The 18,090-nt window shown below is 33.6% G+C and carries 18 protein-coding genes; all 18 read right to left on the bottom strand.

Annotated features, from left to right (window positions below):
- Positions 1 to 55 precede the first annotated feature (55 nt).
- The gene (locus tag FP435_RS01860) at positions 56 to 328 is read right to left on the bottom strand and encodes a hypothetical protein (RefSeq protein ID WP_265484073.1); all 273 of its coding nucleotides are present in this window, start codon (positions 326 to 328) and stop codon (positions 56 to 58) included.
- Positions 329 to 383: 55 nt separating this feature from the next.
- Positions 384 to 1,034 (bottom strand): nitroreductase, encoded by a 651-nt coding sequence (locus FP435_RS01855; protein WP_265484072.1) that lies wholly within the window; start codon positions 1,032 to 1,034, stop codon positions 384 to 386.
- A gap of 133 nt (positions 1,035 to 1,167) precedes the next feature.
- Positions 1,168 to 3,576 (bottom strand): phosphoketolase family protein, encoded by a 2,409-nt coding sequence (locus FP435_RS01850; RefSeq protein ID WP_265484071.1) that lies wholly within the window; start codon positions 3,574 to 3,576, stop codon positions 1,168 to 1,170.
- A 134-nt stretch (positions 3,577 to 3,710) separates the two neighbouring features.
- A complete protein-coding gene (locus FP435_RS01845; RefSeq protein ID WP_265484070.1) occupies positions 3,711 to 4,373 on the bottom strand; it encodes a DNA alkylation repair protein in 663 nt (220 codons plus the stop codon).
- A 1-nt stretch (position 4,374) separates the two neighbouring features.
- The gene (locus FP435_RS01840) at positions 4,375 to 5,103 is read right to left on the bottom strand and encodes a GntR family transcriptional regulator (protein WP_265484068.1); all 729 of its coding nucleotides are present in this window, start codon (positions 5,101 to 5,103) and stop codon (positions 4,375 to 4,377) included.
- The gene (locus FP435_RS01835; protein ID WP_265484067.1) at positions 5,103 to 6,035 is read right to left on the bottom strand and encodes a nucleoside hydrolase; all 933 of its coding nucleotides are present in this window, start codon (positions 6,033 to 6,035) and stop codon (positions 5,103 to 5,105) included. The genes FP435_RS01840 and FP435_RS01835 overlap by 1 nt, the downstream gene beginning before the upstream one ends.
- A 43-nt stretch (positions 6,036 to 6,078) precedes the next feature.
- A complete protein-coding gene (rpiA, locus tag FP435_RS01830) occupies positions 6,079 to 6,780 on the bottom strand; it encodes a ribose-5-phosphate isomerase RpiA (protein WP_265484066.1) in 702 nt (233 codons plus the stop codon).
- Positions 6,773 to 7,708 carry a ribokinase gene (gene rbsK / locus FP435_RS01825; RefSeq protein WP_265484064.1) on the bottom strand — a complete coding sequence of 312 codons (936 nt, stop codon included), beginning with the start codon at positions 7,706 to 7,708 and terminating at the stop codon, positions 6,773 to 6,775. The genes rpiA and rbsK overlap by 8 nt, the downstream gene beginning before the upstream one ends.
- A gap of 149 nt (positions 7,709 to 7,857) precedes the next feature.
- Positions 7,858 to 9,627 (bottom strand): ABC transporter ATP-binding protein, encoded by a 1,770-nt coding sequence (locus tag FP435_RS01820; protein WP_265484063.1) that lies wholly within the window; start codon positions 9,625 to 9,627, stop codon positions 7,858 to 7,860.
- A gap of 113 nt (positions 9,628 to 9,740) precedes the next feature.
- Positions 9,741 to 10,199, bottom strand: coding sequence for a MarR family winged helix-turn-helix transcriptional regulator (locus FP435_RS01815; protein WP_265484062.1), 459 nt, complete (start codon positions 10,197 to 10,199; stop codon positions 9,741 to 9,743).
- A gap of 105 nt (positions 10,200 to 10,304) precedes the next feature.
- Positions 10,305 to 11,003, bottom strand: coding sequence for a phosphate signaling complex protein PhoU (gene phoU, locus FP435_RS01810; protein ID WP_265484061.1), 699 nt, complete (start codon positions 11,001 to 11,003; stop codon positions 10,305 to 10,307).
- 18 nt (positions 11,004 to 11,021) lie between these two features.
- Complete coding sequence (pstB, locus tag FP435_RS01805) at positions 11,022 to 11,777, bottom strand: phosphate ABC transporter ATP-binding protein PstB (protein WP_265484060.1); 756 nt, start codon at positions 11,775 to 11,777, stop codon at positions 11,022 to 11,024.
- Between the two features lie 9 nt (positions 11,778 to 11,786).
- Positions 11,787 to 12,587, bottom strand: a complete 801-nt coding sequence (pstB, locus tag FP435_RS01800) for a phosphate ABC transporter ATP-binding protein PstB (protein ID WP_265484059.1) — start codon at positions 12,585 to 12,587, stop codon at positions 11,787 to 11,789.
- A gap of 11 nt (positions 12,588 to 12,598) precedes the next feature.
- Entirely contained in the window at positions 12,599 to 13,489 is an 891-nt protein-coding gene (pstA, locus tag FP435_RS01795) for a phosphate ABC transporter permease PstA (protein ID WP_265484058.1), read from the bottom strand.
- A gap of 1 nt (position 13,490) precedes the next feature.
- A complete protein-coding gene (gene pstC / locus FP435_RS01790) occupies positions 13,491 to 14,486 on the bottom strand; it encodes a phosphate ABC transporter permease subunit PstC (RefSeq protein ID WP_265484057.1) in 996 nt (331 codons plus the stop codon).
- 12 nt (positions 14,487 to 14,498) lie between these two features.
- Positions 14,499 to 15,317: a phosphate ABC transporter substrate-binding protein gene (locus FP435_RS01785; protein ID WP_416209746.1), complete on the bottom strand. Its 819-nt coding sequence runs from the start codon at positions 15,315 to 15,317 to the stop codon at positions 14,499 to 14,501.
- Between the two features lie 256 nt (positions 15,318 to 15,573).
- Entirely contained in the window at positions 15,574 to 16,308 is a 735-nt protein-coding gene (locus FP435_RS01780; RefSeq protein WP_322573197.1) for an amino acid ABC transporter ATP-binding protein, read from the bottom strand.
- Positions 16,301 to 17,800: an ABC transporter substrate-binding protein/permease gene (locus FP435_RS01775; protein WP_265484055.1), complete on the bottom strand. Its 1,500-nt coding sequence runs from the start codon at positions 17,798 to 17,800 to the stop codon at positions 16,301 to 16,303. The genes FP435_RS01780 and FP435_RS01775 overlap by 8 nt, the downstream gene beginning before the upstream one ends.
- Positions 17,801 to 18,090: the final 290 nt, after the last annotated feature.

Here is an 18,090-nt window from a genome sequence, read left to right as displayed (position 1 = left end):
TTCATTCTTAATTCTAACCATTTCACTATCCAGTTTATACTATCATAGTCAAATATCAATTATTTTTCTGCTCTTTATTTTTCTTACGCAAACTTTTATTTTCATTCATATCATTTTTTCTAATTGCAATAAAAGCTGCTACTACCAAAATCAAGCATCCTATTCCCATTAAAATCCAGCCAACTGGAATCAAAATAAAACTTTCTCGAAAAAATGTTGCCCCACTTATTGTTAAATTATTAAGCCATAAATTTCCTAAGCCACAAATTATTCCCAAAATAATAAGTGCTAGGCCCCAAAACATAGCCTTTTTATTTATCCGATGCATGAATTTTCCTTTCTCACAGAAAAACTCTCAATTGATTGCAACTGAGAGTTCTTGATTACTTAGTAATTTTTAAAATTGAATCTACTGGTAAACGTTTTGAATGATATGAATTAATTGAAGCACGTTTATCTGGATATCCAATACCAATTGCCATTCCAATTGCTTCATCTTCTGAAATTGGTAAGTATTTTCTAATTACATCTGGATACTTAACAATTTGGTGTGATGGCATAGTAGCAAGTCCATGATTTGCAGCAGAAAGCATTAAAGTTTGTGAAAATGCTCCCAAATCAAACAATGACCAAGCTGGAGATTTTTTAGGAATTGTCATGTAGATAAAAGTATGGGCATCATACAACCATTCTTGGGCATCTTGGAATTGATCCATTTCTCCTCTTAAAAAGAAACTAAGGTTGTCACTCATACTAGACATATTCTTACTCGGAAAAACATCCCATTCAACTTTTAATAACTTAGAAAAATCTTCTCTCGAAGGTTCTCCAGCTTCTACCAAATCTTGAAATTCTTTTCGAATTTTATCTACTACTTCACCTTGCGCTACATAAACACGCCAAGGCTGTGAATTTAATAATGAAGGTGCACGTTGAGCATCTTCAATTATTTGAGTAAGCACCTTGTCATTTACTTGTTGACTACTGAATTTTCTTGTTGCTCTTCTATGATCTAAAACATCTTTAAAGTCCACTAATTCTCCTCCTACTCTCAACTGATAGCCACTTAATTTTTCTATATTAATATCTTATCATGTTAGAAAATATTATGCACATCATATCAAAATGAAGGGAATTGTCTTTGAGGACTTCCCTTCATTAAATGAACTATTTATTTAAGCCGCTCCATTGCCATTGAGTAACTTCTGGCATATCTTTACCATTATCACGAATGTATTGATGATGCTTAGCCAAGAGATCATTCATTTTTTCGATAAATCCAGCATTATTTTGAACTAATTCTGGTAAACTTTCAACAGCATCTTTAGCCAAATTAAAGCGATCAATGTGATTAAGAACACGCATATCAAACGGTGTAGTAATATCACCATTTTCTTCATAACCATGAATGTGAACAGCATTTTTACCACGACCACGGTCAAACCAAATTGATTCCATCATTGGTTTGAAACCATGCCAAGCAAAGACTACTGGGACATCTTCTGGGAAAAGGCGGTTAAATTCTTCATCACTCATAGCCTCTGGGTTCTTTTCAGGAGTCATCATCTTCATTACATCAATTACATTAATATAACGAATTTTGAGCTCTGGGAACTGTTTATGAAGTAAATCAATAGCTGCTAAAGTTTCAATTGTAGGTTCAGTTCCAGTAGAAGCAAAAACAATATCAGGCTTAGCATTTTGATCAGTTGAAGCCCAATCAACATAACCTAAACCTTTATCAACTAATTTCTTAGCTTCTTCAATACTAAACCATTGTGGACGTGGTTGCTTAGAAGTTACTAATAAATTAATTACTTCTCGATCTCTAAAGGCTTTATCAGAAACAGCCAAAAGTGAGTTAGTGTCAGCTGGTAAGTATTCATGAATTAAATCTGGACGATTCTTTTCAAATAAGTGAGTTAACATTCCAGGATCTTGGTGAGTATAGCCATTATGATCTTGTTGGAAAACAGTAGAAGTATCCACAATATTCAAAGCAGGGTAATCATGACGCCATTGTTGTTCTTTAGCCTTGCGAAGCCATTTCATGTGTTGTGTCAGCATTGAATCTACTACGCGTCCAAAAGATTCATATGTTGCAAAAAAGCCATGACGTCCAGTTAATACATAGCCTTCAAGCCAACCTTCATCTTGGTGTTCTGAAAGTTGGGAGTCAATCAAACGGCCTGTCCGTGATAGATCTTCATCATTTGGTTCATGAATTTCTTCCATCCATTGACGTTTTTGATCATCAAGAAGTTCAAAGAGACGGTTAGATTTAGACTCATCTGGACCAAAGCCACGGAAATTATCTGGATTTAATTTGGCAATCTCATTTAAATACTTTGCCCATTCTGCCATGTCTTGTTTTTCAACAGAACCAGGCTTACCAATTTCGACAGCAAAGTCTCGGTAATCTGGTAAATTCAAGGCACGTGGATTAATTCCACCATTAGTTACCGGATTCATTGCCATGCGTTTATCGCCTTTTAGAGTATTTTGTAAGACAATTTCCTTTGGTGAACCATCTTCATTAAATAATTCCTCTGGCTTGTAGCTCTTCATCCAATCGATCAATATATCTTTATGTTCCATTGCATCTTGGGCAACTGGAATTGGAATTTGGTGAGCACGAAAACTATTTTCAATTGGATTTCCATCTAAGTCTTCTTTAGGGCCAGTCCAACCCTTTGGTACTCTAAAGACAATCATTGGCCATTTCACTTGTGAATCATCATTATTTTCACGAGCATTTTTTTGAATAGCTTTAATATCCTCAACAACTTGATCCATTGTCTTAGCCATTTCTTCATGAACCTGCATATGATCTTTATACCCATTAAATTGTCCATCTTTATATGCAGTAACAAAGTAAGGTTTCCAACCCATCCCTTCAAAGTATTTGGTTAAATCTTCATCGCTCATGCGAGAGACAATAGTTGGGTTAGAAATTTTAAATCCATTAATTTGTAAAATTGGAATTACTGCTCCATCTTTAATTGGGTTGATAAATTTACTTGAAAACCAAGAAGCTGCTAATGGACCAGTTTCTGCTTCACCATCACCAATTTCAACAGCTGCAATTACATCAGGATTATCTAAAATTGCTCCTACACCATGAGACAATGCATATCCTAATTCCCCACCTTCATGGATTGAACCAGGTGTTTCTGGTGCTGCATGAGAAGCTACTCCACCAGGAAAACTAAATTGTTTAAATAATTTAGCCATTCCCTTTTCATCTTGAGTAATTTCTGGGTATCTTTCAGTATATGATCCATCAAGATAAGAATTTGATACCATTACTTGTCCACCATGACCTGAACCTTCAATATAGAACATATTTAGATCATACTTTTTAATGGCACGATTTAAGTGAGCGTAAATAAAGTTTTGTGGCACAATAGTACCCCAGTGACCAATTGGCTTAGGCTTTACATCGGAAGGTTTCAAATCTTCCTTTAAAAGCGGATTATTCATCAAAAATAATTGACCTACAGATAAGTAATTAGCTGCACGCCAAAAGGCATCTACACTATTTAAGTATTCTTTTGAATCATAATTGACTGCCATGACAATTCTCCTTTAAGTAAAAGTTTCTTTTTATTTAATAGTAATGGAGTTAGAGCTCAAAAGCAACCATTTTAAAAATTGGTAGGTATCAATTTATTTTTTCTTAAAAAAAGCTAGACTAAATGTCTAACTTTCTAATCATCTAAGTATTTACTGGCTTCTTTAATTGATAAAGGCGCCATTTGATTTTTATACTCTCCCAAAAATTCTTTTACCCAGGCAGGGTTAGTTTTTGAATAATCTCGCAATGCCCACCCAATTGCTTTATTAATAAAAAATTCTTCACTGTTGAAGTTATTTTTAATTATTTGTTTTAGCAACTCAGTATCCATTTTTTCTTTACGTAGTAATTGATGTTCAATAGCTGTCCTTCTAATCCAAAAGTTACTATCCTTAGACCACTTAAGCATCTCTTTACCTACACGATTATCTTTTAACCCAAGATAGCCGATGGGTTTAATTAAACTATCAATTGTATCCCACCACGACTTTTGCAAAATAAAATGGCGTAGCTTAGGAAGATCTTCAAATTTTAAAAACTTCTTCATAGCTATCAAATAATCACAAACAAAATATTGTAATTCACGATGAGAATCATTCCAAGCTCTTTCCAGCAACTCCCAATCAACTTGCTTTTTCTTTTTTTCAGCGAGCAAATCCTGGTGGTAAATTTCCTTACGATCAGCTGAATGATAGCCATAAAAATCAAATTGATTCCGCATATACTTTTTCATCTGCAAAGCCTGGACTTGATTTTGGTTCTCTAAGAATTTTTGTTGGAGTTTTTGGTAATTCATTTTATTCCTGACCTAAGTTCACAAATGTATTATATTTCATGTATTTATAATGAATCCGCATATTTGAAACTTCAAAGGGAGTCCCATCATCTAGAAAAAATATTCCTGATAAAACACCCACTGGTTCATTTGGTGCTAGCATTAGTTTAGCCTGATCATCTAAAGTAGATGGCTCAACTGTAATTGTCAAAAAAGACCGTGTAACTGTTTTTTGTTGAGTATCTTCTAAATAATTGAATAATGAACCCTTTAAAATATTTTCATTTAATTCTGGTGCAATTCTAATGGGAATATATCCAGTCTCAATTAAAAAAGGTTGATCATCTAAAAGACGCAAACGTTTAATTTTATAAACAAAATCGGAATCCTTCAAAAATAAATCTTGTTTTAAATCTTGATCTGCTTTTATGACCTGATAATCAAGTACCTCAATATTCTGCTTTTTTCCAGGTACACTGAAAGAATCAGTAATTCCTAAATTAGACCCCTCATATTTAAACAAAGCCTGATTTTTCAAATAAAGAGGATTGATAAAAGTCCCACTGCCTCTTTTTTTAAAAATAATTCCTTGTTGTGCTAGTAATTCCAAGGCTCTTTTCATTGAAGAACGACTTACTTGATATTCTTGGCTAAGACTTCGTTCATCCGGTAGTCGCATTTCTTGATACTCATTATTTAAAATTTTCTTTTTAATATCCCGCATTACCACACGATAAACTAAATCTGGCATTATTTTCTCCCTTGATTAGCTGTCTTGATTGCTTCCACAAACCACTTAGCAAATTTTTGGGTATCAACACTTACAGCCACTTGCGCATTCTTGGGTTTTTCCAAATATCCTTTAAAGTCCATTACACTTGCCCCATAAGTGTAACGTCCATCTAGTTCAATTTCGACTGTTGCAGGCTTAAAAGTATAGATTTCAGGGGCAAGTAACATCCCTACTGCAGTTGCATCATAAATTTCAGTTCCATCTCCTTCAGTATCTTCATGAATACTAGTAAAGAGACCGTAGAGCATTTCCCCAACTTCACCACAATGTCTAATTTCTTCCATCTGAGCAGGTGTTACTTGAGCAATATGACCAAGTTCTAATGGTGCTACCTCAATTGGTACTCCACTTTGAAATACCATCTGAGCAGCTTCAGGGTCACCAGCAAAATTATATTCTGAAAATGCTGTAAAATTGCCTCGATCAATATTTCCACCCATTAAAACAAATTTTTCCACATTAGCTAAATCTTCAGGATATTGATTAATAAATAGTGCAAAATCAGTCAAAGGTCCAATTCCCATTAAAATGACCTTTTCATTACTTTGACTAACAATTTCATGAATATGACTAGCAGCTAACCCTTCTTTAAGTAAGCTCATCTCAGGCTTATCAAAATCATATCCTGCCATGCCACTTTCACCATGGACTGAAGCAGCTGAAATTGCTTTACGTAAAAGTGGTTGCTTTGCTCCTTTAATTACTGGCACCTTAGTATGCAAAAAAGTTTCTAGCTTTAAACTATTATCTAAAGTTCTATCTAAACTAACATTACCCCAGGTAGCCACAATTGCCTTCACATCTAACTGCTTAGCAAATAAACTGATAGTTATAGCAGCTGCATCATCAATTCCAGGATCTGTACTAATTATTAAAGGTTTCTTATTCACTTTTTTCTCTCTTTTCTTAAATTAGTGGTTTAATTTATATCAATTATCTATTTACTTTTCTATCTTCAATCTTGCCATCAGCATGAGCGATAATTACCTCTTTGCACATGTTTAAAAATAATCCATGTTCAACTACACCAACAGTATGGTCAAGATAATCAGCTAACCCAGAAATTACTGGTAAAGGATCAATCCCTAAATCAATTATGTAATTTCCGTAGTGAGTTTGATACCGGCTTCCATCTTCAGCTAAGCGAAAACGAGGCTCTAATCCTTCCTTTTTAAAACGGCGAAAGTTCTGTTCAGCTGATACTGGTAAAACTTCAACTGGAAGTGGAAAGTCTCCTAAACGATCAACTAATTTACTTTCATCAACAATCCAAATTACTTTATCTGAATTATCAGCTACATTTTTTTCCAAGGTTAAGGCACCACCGCCACCTTTGATCCCATTTAAATCTGGATCCACTCGATCTGCACCATCAACTGTTAAGTCAACATGATCAACATCAGCTAGCTTATCTACTTTAAAGCCTAACCTTTCAAGTTGTTTTTTGCTGCGATTAGAAGTTGTAACAATATGCTTTAACTTTAAGCCTTCAGTTTCTTTTCTTTTACCTAATGCATCAATAAAAAAAGCAACTGTCGAGCCAGTTCCAACTCCTAGAACTGAATCATTTTCAACTAACTGTGCTGCCTTAATTGCAGCTTGCTTTTTTAATTCATCTTGTTGTGTTTTATCCATTTAATTCATCTTCTTTCAAAGCTTTTTCTACAGTGCTACGTCTTGGAATTGAAGGAAAAGCCCCCAATGATTGAACAGTAAATGAAGAGGATTTAGAAGCATAAATTACACTTTCTTTTAAGTTACTTAAATCTCTATTTAATTCACTCGCTAAAGCCCCAATGAAAGTATCACCAGCCGCAGTGGTGTCTACAGCCTTTACAGTGAAAGCTGGTACAATTTCTTGCAGCTTACTAGTTGAAACATATGAGCCAGTTTTACCCAAAGTTATAATTACTCCCCTAACTCCTAAATCGTGGAAATAATCTGCACTTTTTCTCATCGATTCTTCATCCGTCACCGCAATTCCAGTAATACTTTCACTTTCAGTTTCATTTGGTGTAATTAAATCTGTTAATTCAAGCAATTCTTGAGGAATATCTTCTCGCGCTGGAGCAGGATTCAAAATAGTAGGAATACCTGCTTGACGTGCAATTCTGAAAGCTTCAATTGTAGCAGGAATTGGAGTTTCAAATTGCGCCACTACAAAATTACTCGTTCTAATTTCATTTTCAGCTTTTCTTACATCTGCTGGAGTTAAGTCAAAGTTAGCTCCATGTTGAATAATAATTGAATTTTGTCCACTTTCTTGAAGTAAAATATAAGCTTGACCGGTATTTTGGTTTGGGGTCACAGATACATATGTTGTATCAATTCCATTTTCTTTAAATTGATTTAACATATAACTTCCATTTTCATCATCACCAACACGACCAATAAAAATTATTTTGCTATCTGCACGTGCACCAGCGACTGCTTGGTTGGCTCCTTTTCCTCCAGCAGCCTTAGAAAAATTAGACATCGCAATTGTTTCTCCTGGTTGAGGTAAGTTTTTTACATGCAAAATATTATCAACATTTATTGATCCAATAATAGTCACTTTATTCATCAATTACTATATCCTTTCATCAGCTATTTTAGTACCTTAATTATATCAAAAAGCATCCCTGCTTGAGCTGCTTTAACTATTATTTAAGCTATAAAACTAATTCTAATCTTCAACAAAAAGTGCTTATCAAAAAAGATAAGCACTTTTAATTATTTTTTAAACTGATTTTTTACATATTGAGCATATTTAGGCGTAGATTTAATTAATTCTTCATGTGTTCCTGCTCCATCAACAGTTCCATGATCAATAAAGTAGATTTTATTAGCATCAACAATTGTGCTCAAGCGGTGAGCAATTACTAATGTAGTTCTATTCTTCATTAATTCATTTAAGGCTTTTTGGACCATTCCTTCTGATTCAGAATCTAGACTAGCAGTAGCTTCATCAAGCATTAAAATTTTTGGATCACGTAAAAATGCTCTCGCAATAGCAATACGTTGTCTCTGTCCCCCAGATAACTTGATACCGCGTTCACCAATTTGTGTTTCAAGCCCATCTTCCATTTCTTTAACAAAATTATCAGCATAGGCAAGTTTCAAAACATGCCATAACTCTTCATCTGTAACTTTTTGATCTAAACCATAAACAAGGTTTTCTCTAATTGTACCTGGCATTACTGCTGAATCTTGTCCGACTAAGCCAATTTGTTTACGCCAGTGAGTTAAATCAATATCAGCAATATTTTCATTACCTATTACGATTTCACCAGAAGTTGGTTGATAGAACCGTTCAATTAAGGCAAAAATAGTTGACTTACCACCACCAGATGGTCCTGCAAAGGCAATTACTGAATTTGGATCGGCTTCTAAATTAATATTGTGTAAAATCTGTTTACCATTTTCATAAGAAAAATTAACATTTTCAAATTTTAAGGCTTTATTTGCAATGTCTATTTCTTTTTTATCAGATAAAAATTCTTCATTTTCATTAAGAATTTGTTGTAACCGTTCAGTAGAACCACTTGTTTTAGATAACTCAGTAAAGAATTGACTGATAATAATTACTGGACTCATGATTTGGAAAAGGTACATTAAAAATGAAACTAGAGCCCCCATCGTCATTGACCCGTTCATCACGCGAATAGCACCATAACCGAGAATTCCTAAAAATAGAATCATCATCAGCATATTCGTAATTGGCTGAGTTAAAGAATTAATAAAAGCCTCTTTTACTCCTACATTATAAAGTTTGTGAATACGTTTATGCCCATTGGTAAGTTCATGTGTTTCACTATTAGAAGATTTTACTAAGCGAATTTCACTTAGAACAGTAGTTGAATCACTAGAAAACTTTGCTAATTCATCTTGTCGTTGACGACCAATTTTACGTGATTGTCTCATAATTGGCAATATTGCTAACACTAGCAAAGGTACACCAACAAACATAATAATCGTCATTTGCCAATCCATGGCAATCATAATTACTAATGCACCAAAGAATTGAAAAAGTGATGTTAAAGCATTAGGTAAAGTTGATGCTAATAATTGTTTTACTTGGGAAGTATCGTTTACTAAACGAGATGTAGTATCACCAGTTTTATTATTATCAAAATATTTAACTGGTAAATGTAATAACTTCTGCCAAATTAATTCACGTAAGTTAGAAACGACATTTTCACCAAATACGCCTAACACATATCCAGAAATAGCACTGACTATTAACCCGCCAATAAAAACTATCAACGCTAAAATAATAAGTTGTGGTTTTAATGACTTAAAATTGTTAATTAAACGTTGGGCCAACTGGGGAACAACTAAATTTGCTCCTGTGCCCAAGAGACCTAATAATACCCCAATTATTAAACGTGAATAATGAGGATGTAACTTATTAATTAAAGCAAAAAAGTCTTTAACGCTAAATTTTGATCTTGAATTTTGTTTAAATTCATCAATATGTTCTGTTTGTGCTGAATTTCTCATTAATTTTTCTCCTCTCCAAATAGTTAGATACCTAACTTATATTTTATATTTAAACATTTAGGTATCTAACTGTCAACTATCTAACTAAAAATTATTCAAAAATAAAAGACACATTAACGTCTTTCAAAATCTACATCCATTTTTTCAAGATCATCAATTAGGTGTGTCATAGCCTCATTCAGCATATCAAGATCATGTTCATCAATTTGCTTTAAAAACTGATCATTAATTTTTGTAAAAGCTGATTCAATCTCTTGAGCATAATTTTTTCCCTTATCGGTTAAATATATCCTTTTTATACGTGCTGAATCCTTATCTTTTTTTCGTTCAATGAAACCATCTCGCTCTAAATTTTTCAACATGTTAGTAACAGATGCGTTTCTCACATGAAATTTTTCACCTAATTCACGTTGAATTAAACCCGGATTTCTATTTATGTAGGCAATAGATCGGGCTTGTTGCGAAGTTAAATGCAATTTTGATCCATAAGCATTATAAATTCTTTGAGTATTTCTCATATATAATCTAAAAAGTCGATTAGTCTTTTCAAATTTTTCTTTTTTGCTTACCATCCAACCAGTCCTTTACATTTTTCTTTTATTATAACAGTTAGATATCTAATAGTCATTTTTAGACAAAAAAATCTTCCTATCGGAAGATTTTAAATTAACTATTTTTTAATCAGTAGTGCCAAGATCTAATTCATCTTCTACACTCTTATCTTCATTTAAATCAATCAATTCACCAGATACTTTATATACGACCCATTGAGCTAAGTTAACCACATGATCTCCAATTCTTTCTAAGAGTCGAATTACCATAAAGTAACTTGATGAGGCTACTGCAGCATCAGGATTCTTTTTAATTCCCTCAATAATTGCTCGCCGTGCTTTAACATATTCTTCATCAACTTCATCGTCTTTTTTGGCAACTTTACGCGCTAATTTTTCATCATCTTGAACATAAGATTTCAAGATTTGATCTAACATGAAATTAACCTTGGTTGACATACTTTGAATTAACTCTTCAACTTCTGGGATTCGCTTATTTCCTTTAACTCGAATTGTTTCTAAAGCAATTGAATTAGAATTTTCACCAATTCTTTCCAAGTCGCTGGCTGCCTCTAAAACACTAATTACATTTCTAAAATCAGTCGCTACCGGTTGCTGGAGAGCCATCAATTTTAAAGTTCTCTTTTCAACTTTGAGTCCCATTTTAGAAAATTTTTTATCATCTTCAATCAAACTTTGTGCTACTCGCTTGTCATGATCAATGTATGCTTGAGTCGCTTCTTCAATTTGTTCGCTGACTTCAATTCCCATCCCCATGAAACGAGTATTTAACTTCCTTAATTCATCTAGAAAAACTTCATGCATTATTCTTTACCTCAATTTTTATCCAAAACGTCCATTTAAATAATCACTTGTAAGTTGTTTTTTAGGATTCATAAACATTTCTGCGGTACTGCCGTATTCAATCAAATCACCATTCATGAAAAAAGCAGTCATATCACTAATTCGACTCGCTTGTTGCAAATTATGGGTAACCATAATAAAAGTGAATTCATGTTTCAAATTCATTAGGGTTTCTTCAACTTCAGAACTAGAAATTGGATCCAAGGCACTAGTTGGCTCATCTAATAACACTACTTTTGGATGAACAGCCAAAGCTCGGGCAATACAAATTCGTTGCTGCTGACCACCAGAAAATGCTTGCGCATTTTTATTTAGATCATCTTTTACCTCATTCCAAATAGCTGCTTGTTTTAAACTTTCTTCTACTCTTTCATCAATTAAATTTTTATCATGAATTCCCGATAGTTTTAAGCCATAGGCTACATTATCATAAACAGAAAAAGGAAAGGGAGCAGGTTGTTGAAACACCATCCCTACTTCTTTTCTAAGCTCTACTAAATCTACTTTTGGACTATAAATATCTTTATTTTCAAAAGTAATTTCTCCAGTAATTTTAACATTATCAATATCATCATTCATGCGATTAAGACAACGCAAAAAAGTTGATTTACCACATCCTGATGGACCTAAAAGTGCTGTTAATTCATTTTCATTAAAAGCCATAGTTATCCCATGCAAAGCTTCAACTGGACCATAGCTTAAATGAACATCATCTGCTGCCATTATTTTTGTCATAATTTCCTCCTAGCCAAAACTACCACGGATATAATCTTCTGTAATTTTTCCTTGCGGATTAGTGAAAATTTGTTCAGTAGTATTATACTCAAGCACATGACCCAAATGGAAAAAAGCGGTATAGTCACTAATTCGACTTGCTTGTTGCATATTATGAGTAACCATAATCATTGTATATTCTGAGCGTAGCTGCTTTAAAGTATCTTCTAATTTAGAAGTAGAAACAGGATCCAAAGCACTTGCAGGTTCATCTAATAACAGAACTTCAGGTTGAATAGCTAAAGCTCGGGCAATACATAAACGTTGCTGTTGACCACCAGAAAGAGCTAGTGCGCTTTTATCAAGCTTATCTTTTACTTCATCCCAAAGTGCCGCTGCACGTAGGCTTTCTTCTACAACCTGATCCAGTCTTTGTTTGTTTGTAATTCCATTTGCTTTTAAAGCGTAAGTAATGTTTTCTCTAATTGACTTTGGAAAAGGATTTGGCTTTTGAAAAACCATCCCAATATTTTTACGCAGTTCATAAACATTAATGCTAGCTTTATTGACATCTAAGCCATGGTACCAGATTTGCCCTGTTACTTTTGCTACTTTATCATTCATTCTATTTAAAGATCGTAAAAAAGTAGATTTACCTGATCCAGAGCCACCAATCAAGGCAGTAATTGAGTTTCTCTTAAACTGTAAACTAGCATCAAATAATTTTTGGACAGTCCCACCATAAAAAACACTCAAATCTTTTGTCGAAACTATGGCATCTTCTGGTTCAAAAGTTTTGATATAAGTTTCAGGATTCTTATTTTCGCTCATTACACTCTCCTTTAAGACTTAGCTGCGGTTAATTTTCGATATAAATGATTTCCGAGTATTCTTGCGCCAAAGTTAAATAAAATTACTACAATAATTAGTAAAGCAGAAGTTGCAGCAGAAACAATATTTGCATCTGGAATTATTCCTTCAGTATTAACTTTCCAAATATGAACTGCTAAAGTTTCCGCTGGACGCATCACATTTAAAAAACTAGTAGCACTAAAAGGATTCCAATTGGTAAAATCGATTGTTGAACCACTTTGTCCAGCAGTATAAATTAAAGCTGCTGCTTCCCCAAAGATTCTCCCTGCACTTAAAATTACCCCAGTTAAAATTCCTGGTAAGGCAGCTGGCAATACAATACCACGAATAGTCTTCCAATTGGAAAGCCCTAACGCTAATCCAGCATCTCTTTGTTCTTGTGGCACACCCTCTAAGGCCTGTTCAATATTGCTTGTTAAAGTTGGCAAGTTAAAAAATGTCAATGCAATTGCACCTGAGATAATTGAAAATCCAAACCCAAATTGGACCACAAACAATAAATATCCAAATAAACCTACCACAATTGATGGTAATGAACTCAAAATTTCAATTGTTGTTCTAATCAAACTAGTAAACCAATTATCCCTTGCATATTCAGCAAGATAGATTGCTGCTCCTAGGGCAATTGGAATTGAAATAATCATGGTCAAGATTAATAAATATAAAGAATTAAATAATTGGTCTCTGACCCCTCCACCAGCTTGATAAGAAGAAGCTTGCGAAGTTAAAAAGTGCCAAGATAAATGAGGAACACCTGAAACCAAGATATTTCCAATTATTCCTACTAAAATTACTACTACAATACTTACTAAGGTATAAATTCCTGCAGTCGCTATTTTGTCACGTGTTTTTGCATTCATCTTAGTTTTGTCCTTTCTTACCAATTAGACGTACTAAAAAGTTAAATACTAAAGCCATTATTAATAAAAGTAATGCCAATGACCAAAGAGCATTATTAGGTAAAGTTCCCATAACGGTATTTCCCATTTGACTAGTTAACTGACTAGTTAATGTTGCTGAAGGACTAACTAAGTTATATGGCATCAACACTGCATTACCAATTACCATTTGAACAGCTAATGCTTCCCCAAAAGCTCTCGCCATTCCAAAAATTACTGCTGTCATAATCCTTGGAGTTGCTACACGTAATACAACTTTATAAATAGTTTGCCAATGTGTAGCACCCAAGGCGAGTGAAGCTTGACGATAATGTTTAGGTACTGCTTTTAAGCTATCAACAGTTAAAGAGGTAATTGTTGGTAATACCATTACAAATAAAACTAAAGTTGCTGATAAAATACCAAATCCAGTGCCACCAAAGAGATTTCTCATTACTGGTACGATAATTGTTAACCCTAAGAAACCATATACTACCGATGGAATTCCAACAAGTAATTCCATTACTGACTGAAGAAACTTTCCACCCTTTTTAGAAGAATATTCTGTCATAAAAAGCGCTACTGCAATTGCAAAAGGAGTAGCAACCAAGGCCGCTAAAATAGTTACCGCAAACGAAGTAACAATCATGGCTGCAGCACCTACATGATTTTTTCCTTCACTAGGTTCCCAATCAGAGGAGGTAAGAAAATGGAAGACATTGACATGATCTTGGAAAAAAGTTGCCAAGCCATGAACTGCGATAAATCCAATAATTGAAGCTACTAAGACAATAATTAAGATAATCGCTGCACTAGTTAATCCTTTTCCCCAGTACTCTTGTCTTGTTTCTTTAGAAGGTTTGGTTAGTTTTTCAATATCAACTTTTTCTGTGCCTAATCTTTTTAATTTAACATGAGGTACTTTTTGCTCAGCTAAAGCAGTTTCCACTACTTTTTTTAAGTTATCTTTTTTATCCATTTTTGTCCTATCTTACTTTTTAACAATTTGATTATTACTCTTTCGAATAACTTTCATATCATTCACACTGATATATCCTAAGTTAGGAATAAGATCTTTTTGTACTTTATTAGAAAGCATATACTTGATAAATGCCTTTGTTTTTTGATTGACCTTTTTCTTTGTATACATATGTTCATAAGACCAAAGTGGCCATGCATTTGTAGTAACATGGGCGTTTGTTGGAGTAACCCCATTCAAACTTAATTTTTGAATATTTTTATCATTTGCATAAGGAAAAGAAATATATGAAATTGTTCCTGGAGTTGAATTTACTATCTTTCTTACAGTTCCATTTGAATCCTGTTCTTGGGCCTTAATTGGTTTAGCATTATCTAAGGCAATTGCTTCAAAAGTTGAGCGCGTTCCACTTCCCTTAGAACGATTAATAACTGTTATCGGTAAATTTCTACCTCCTACTTGGCGCCAATTAGTAATTTTTCCAGTAAAAATTTCTTTTAATTGCTTAAGTGTAAGATTCTTAATTCCTACACCCTTATTAACAATAGGAACAATTCCCACTACAGCTATTGGATAGTCCACTAATTCTGAAGCACGAATTCCTTTTTGCGTTTCTGCATAAACATCAGAAGTTCCAATTTCTACCGCTCCAGCTTGCACTTGACTTAATCCTGTCCCAGATCCTCCACCTTGAACAACAATATTGCTATTTGCATGAGTTAAGCGATAGTCATTTCCTGCTTGTTCTGCTAATAATTGCATCGCACTTGAACCAACTACAGTAATTTTATCTGCTTGACTACATGCAGTGAGAATTGTGACTAATCCCATTCCTAAAAAAAGAAGGAGAAACTTTTTAAAAGTATTAATTTTCACTTTTCACTTCATACCTTTACTAAATCATGATTTAACAAAATACTTGTCTATCAATTCCACAGATTACTCTTCTCAAAATAGAAAAAAGCAAAAAAATACGGCTAGAAATTCTAGTCATATTCTTATAATTCTATTTTCCAGTTTCTCAACCCTGTCGTCAATATCTTTTTAAGCAAGTTAAAAAGTTAGGCTAAAATAGCCTAACTTTTTCTCATAATACTTTTGAAAGAAAGTCCTTTGCTCTTTCTGATTTTGGATGATCAAATACTTCTTCAGGTGTTCCCTTTTCCTGTAAATAGCCATCTGCCATAAACCAAATTTCATCAGAAACCTCTTTGGCAAATCCCATTTCATGAGTAACAATTACCATGGTCATGCCAGAATTTGCTAAGTCTTTCATCGTTTTTAACACTTCGCCAACCATCTCAGGATCTAATGCACTTGTTGGTTCATCAAACAGCATCATCTCTGGATTCATTGCTAAAGCACGCGCAATAGCTACCCTTTGCTGCTGACCACCTGATAAACTAGTAGGATATTGATGAGCACGGTCTTTTAAACCAACTTTATCTAATAACTCTAAGCCCAAAGCTTCTGCCTCTTTTTCACCCATCCCTTTTACCTTGACAGGTGCTAGTTTAATATTTTCTATTACATTCATATTAGGGAAAAGATTGAAATTTTGAAAAACCATTCCCAGTTTTTCCCGTAATTTATCTAAACGCTTTTCATCAATATGCGCTAAATCTTCCCCATCAAAGATTATTTTTCCAGATGTTGGAGTTTCTAAAACGTTTAAGCAGCGTAATAATGTACTTTTCCCTGAACCAGATGGACCAATAATACAAATTACTTGTCCTTTATTCACATTGGCCGAGATATCTTTTAAAACTTCATTATCTCCAAATTTCTTTTGCAGATGTTCAATTTGTAACATTTTAGTCATGTATCTTCATCCTCTTTTCAAAGTAATTCAAAAGTCTAGTCAAAGAGAACGTCATAATAAAGTAGAGAATCATCGCAATAAAGAGTGGTAATACTCCTCGATAAGTCGAAGTTTGAATTAGTTGAGTTTGGTACATTAATTCTGAAACCCCAATAATTGAAACTAAAGAACTATCCTTAAGGAGAGTAATTAATTCATTTCCTAAAGCTGGCCAAATATTTTTTATAGCTTGGGGAATAATTACATATCTGTATGTTTTAGCTTGACTCAAACCTAGAGAACGTGCTGCCTCTGTTTGACCCTTTGGTAGTGAATCAATTCCTGACCGAATATCTTCAGCAACATAAGCTCCCGAATTAAGTCCAATCGCAATAATACCGGCAACAATTGCTGATAAATTAGAAATCAGGTAGCCAACTCCAAAATAAACAAACAAAATTTGGACCATTTGAGGGGTGCCGCGAATAAACTCAATATAAGCTACGGCAATCCAATGCAGAAGTTTATTACTGGACAAACGCATTAAGGCTAAAACAATTCCTAAAATAATTCCAATCAATACTGAAAAAATTGTAATTACAATAGTGTACCAAATACCTTTTACAAAATACATCCAGTACTGACTCATCTTATTTGAAGCTGAACTGGTTTTCATTGCTTTGGCAGCTGCAGGTAAATATTCTTTGTTAACTAGATCTTTATTTTTTATTTTAGTAATTGCTTGATTAACAGCAGTCAGTAAATCTGGTTGTCCTTTTGCAATTGCAACAGCGTTCCCTGGCTGGTTATCTTTTAAATTTGATTTAATTGCCGCTAAGTTTTTGTTGTTCTGGGCATAAGCCTTAGCAGTTAATTCTTCCATTACAACTGCTGAAACTTTGCCTGATTGCAATGCTAAAACTAAGTTATTAATCTTTCCCAATCCTTTTATTGTTGAATCAGGCATTTGACTTTTTACTAAATTATATTGCAAACTTCCTGTTTGCACTCCAATGGTTTGTCCTTTCAGACTTTGAATTGAATTATATTTATCTTTATCTTTTTTATTTACCAAAAAGTATTGACCACTTGCTTTGTAATAAATTTTTGAAAAATCAACACTTTTTTTCCTTGCTGGTGTTGGAGAAAGTCCCGAAATTACCATATCAACTTTCCCAGTTTCAAGAGCTACTAAAAGAGAATCAAAACTCATATTTTTAATAACCAATTTAACTCCAAGTTCTTTGGCAATTCCCTTGGCTAATTCAATATCTACACCCACATATTTAGTTTTTCCATTTTTGCTGGTCGTAAATTCTAACGGGGGGTAATCTGCAGAAGTTCCTACTACTAATTCACCACTTTTTTTGATCTTTTTCATCACACTGTTAGTTGCCACAGTTTTTGACTCACTATCAGCGGCATGAACCTGCTGTGAATTAAAAATTTCAACTATTGGCGTAACTAACAGAAACAAAAGCAGCACAAATCTAATTAATTTTAAGTCTTTCATTAAAATAAACTCCGATCTACTTATTTAATGTTTCATTTTACTTGCAATTTTAGTTACGTCGTCGTTTCATTTATTTTTCCCCCAATGTTTCTAATATTAATATAGTAATTATACAGACTGATTTTTTTATTATCAACAACATTATTAAAAATAATTGAAAAAATCAATTAAAAGAAATTAATAATCAAGAAATTCCCAAATTATCTAGCTTTTTGCCCTCTTTTGTACTAAAATTCAAGGTTGATAGTTAATTTATTTATAGGGTATCATAATACTAGCAAACAAAAGGA

Source organism: Lactobacillus sp. PV037, assembly GCF_014522345.1.
Classification (GTDB): Bacteria; Bacillota; Bacilli; order Lactobacillales; family Lactobacillaceae; genus Lactobacillus.
The sequence above is the reverse complement of the archived record's forward strand: the minus strand, read 5'-3'. Positions and strand labels throughout refer to the sequence as shown.

What these genes read in the sequence shown, in the direction of transcription:
- phoU (WP_265484061.1), bottom strand. Translation starts at nt 11,003, where the DNA reads ATGCATGAAGTTTTTCTAGATGAATTAAGGAAGTTAAATACTCGTTTC.
- FP435_RS01850 (WP_265484071.1), bottom strand. Translation starts at nt 3,576, where the DNA reads ATGGCAGTCAATTATGATTCAAAAGAATACTTAAATAGTGTAGATGCC.
- pstC (WP_265484057.1), bottom strand. Translation starts at nt 14,486, where the DNA reads ATGGATAAAAAAGATAACTTAAAAAAAGTAGTGGAAACTGCTTTAGCT.
- pstA (WP_265484058.1), bottom strand. Translation starts at nt 13,489, where the DNA reads ATGAATGCAAAAACACGTGACAAAATAGCGACTGCAGGAATTTATACC.
- pstB (WP_265484060.1), bottom strand. Translation starts at nt 11,777, where the DNA reads ATGACAAAAATAATGGCAGCAGATGATGTTCATTTAAGCTATGGTCCA.
- FP435_RS01840 (WP_265484068.1), bottom strand. Translation starts at nt 5,103, where the DNA reads ATGCCAGATTTAGTTTATCGTGTGGTAATGCGGGATATTAAAAAGAAA.
- rbsK (WP_265484064.1), bottom strand. Translation starts at nt 7,708, where the DNA reads ATGAATAAAGTGACTATTATTGGATCAATAAATGTTGATAATATTTTG.
- rpiA (WP_265484066.1), bottom strand. Translation starts at nt 6,780, where the DNA reads ATGGATAAAACACAACAAGATGAATTAAAAAAGCAAGCTGCAATTAAG.
- FP435_RS01860 (WP_265484073.1), bottom strand. Translation starts at nt 328, where the DNA reads ATGCATCGGATAAATAAAAAGGCTATGTTTTGGGGCCTAGCACTTATT.
- pstB (WP_265484059.1), bottom strand. Translation starts at nt 12,587, where the DNA reads ATGAGCGAAAATAAGAATCCTGAAACTTATATCAAAACTTTTGAACCA.
- FP435_RS01775 (WP_265484055.1), bottom strand. Translation starts at nt 17,800, where the DNA reads ATGAAAGACTTAAAATTAATTAGATTTGTGCTGCTTTTGTTTCTGTTA.
- FP435_RS01815 (WP_265484062.1), bottom strand. Translation starts at nt 10,199, where the DNA reads ATGGTAAGCAAAAAAGAAAAATTTGAAAAGACTAATCGACTTTTTAGA.
- FP435_RS01780 (WP_322573197.1), bottom strand. Translation starts at nt 16,308, where the DNA reads ATGACTAAAATGTTACAAATTGAACATCTGCAAAAGAAATTTGGAGAT.
- FP435_RS01785 (WP_416209746.1), bottom strand. Translation starts at nt 15,317, where the DNA reads ATGGGATTAGTCACAATTCTCACTGCATGTAGTCAAGCAGATAAAATT.
- FP435_RS01820 (WP_265484063.1), bottom strand. Translation starts at nt 9,627, where the DNA reads ATGAGAAATTCAGCACAAACAGAACATATTGATGAATTTAAACAAAAT.
- FP435_RS01845 (WP_265484070.1), bottom strand. Translation starts at nt 4,373, where the DNA reads ATGAATTACCAAAAACTCCAACAAAAATTCTTAGAGAACCAAAATCAA.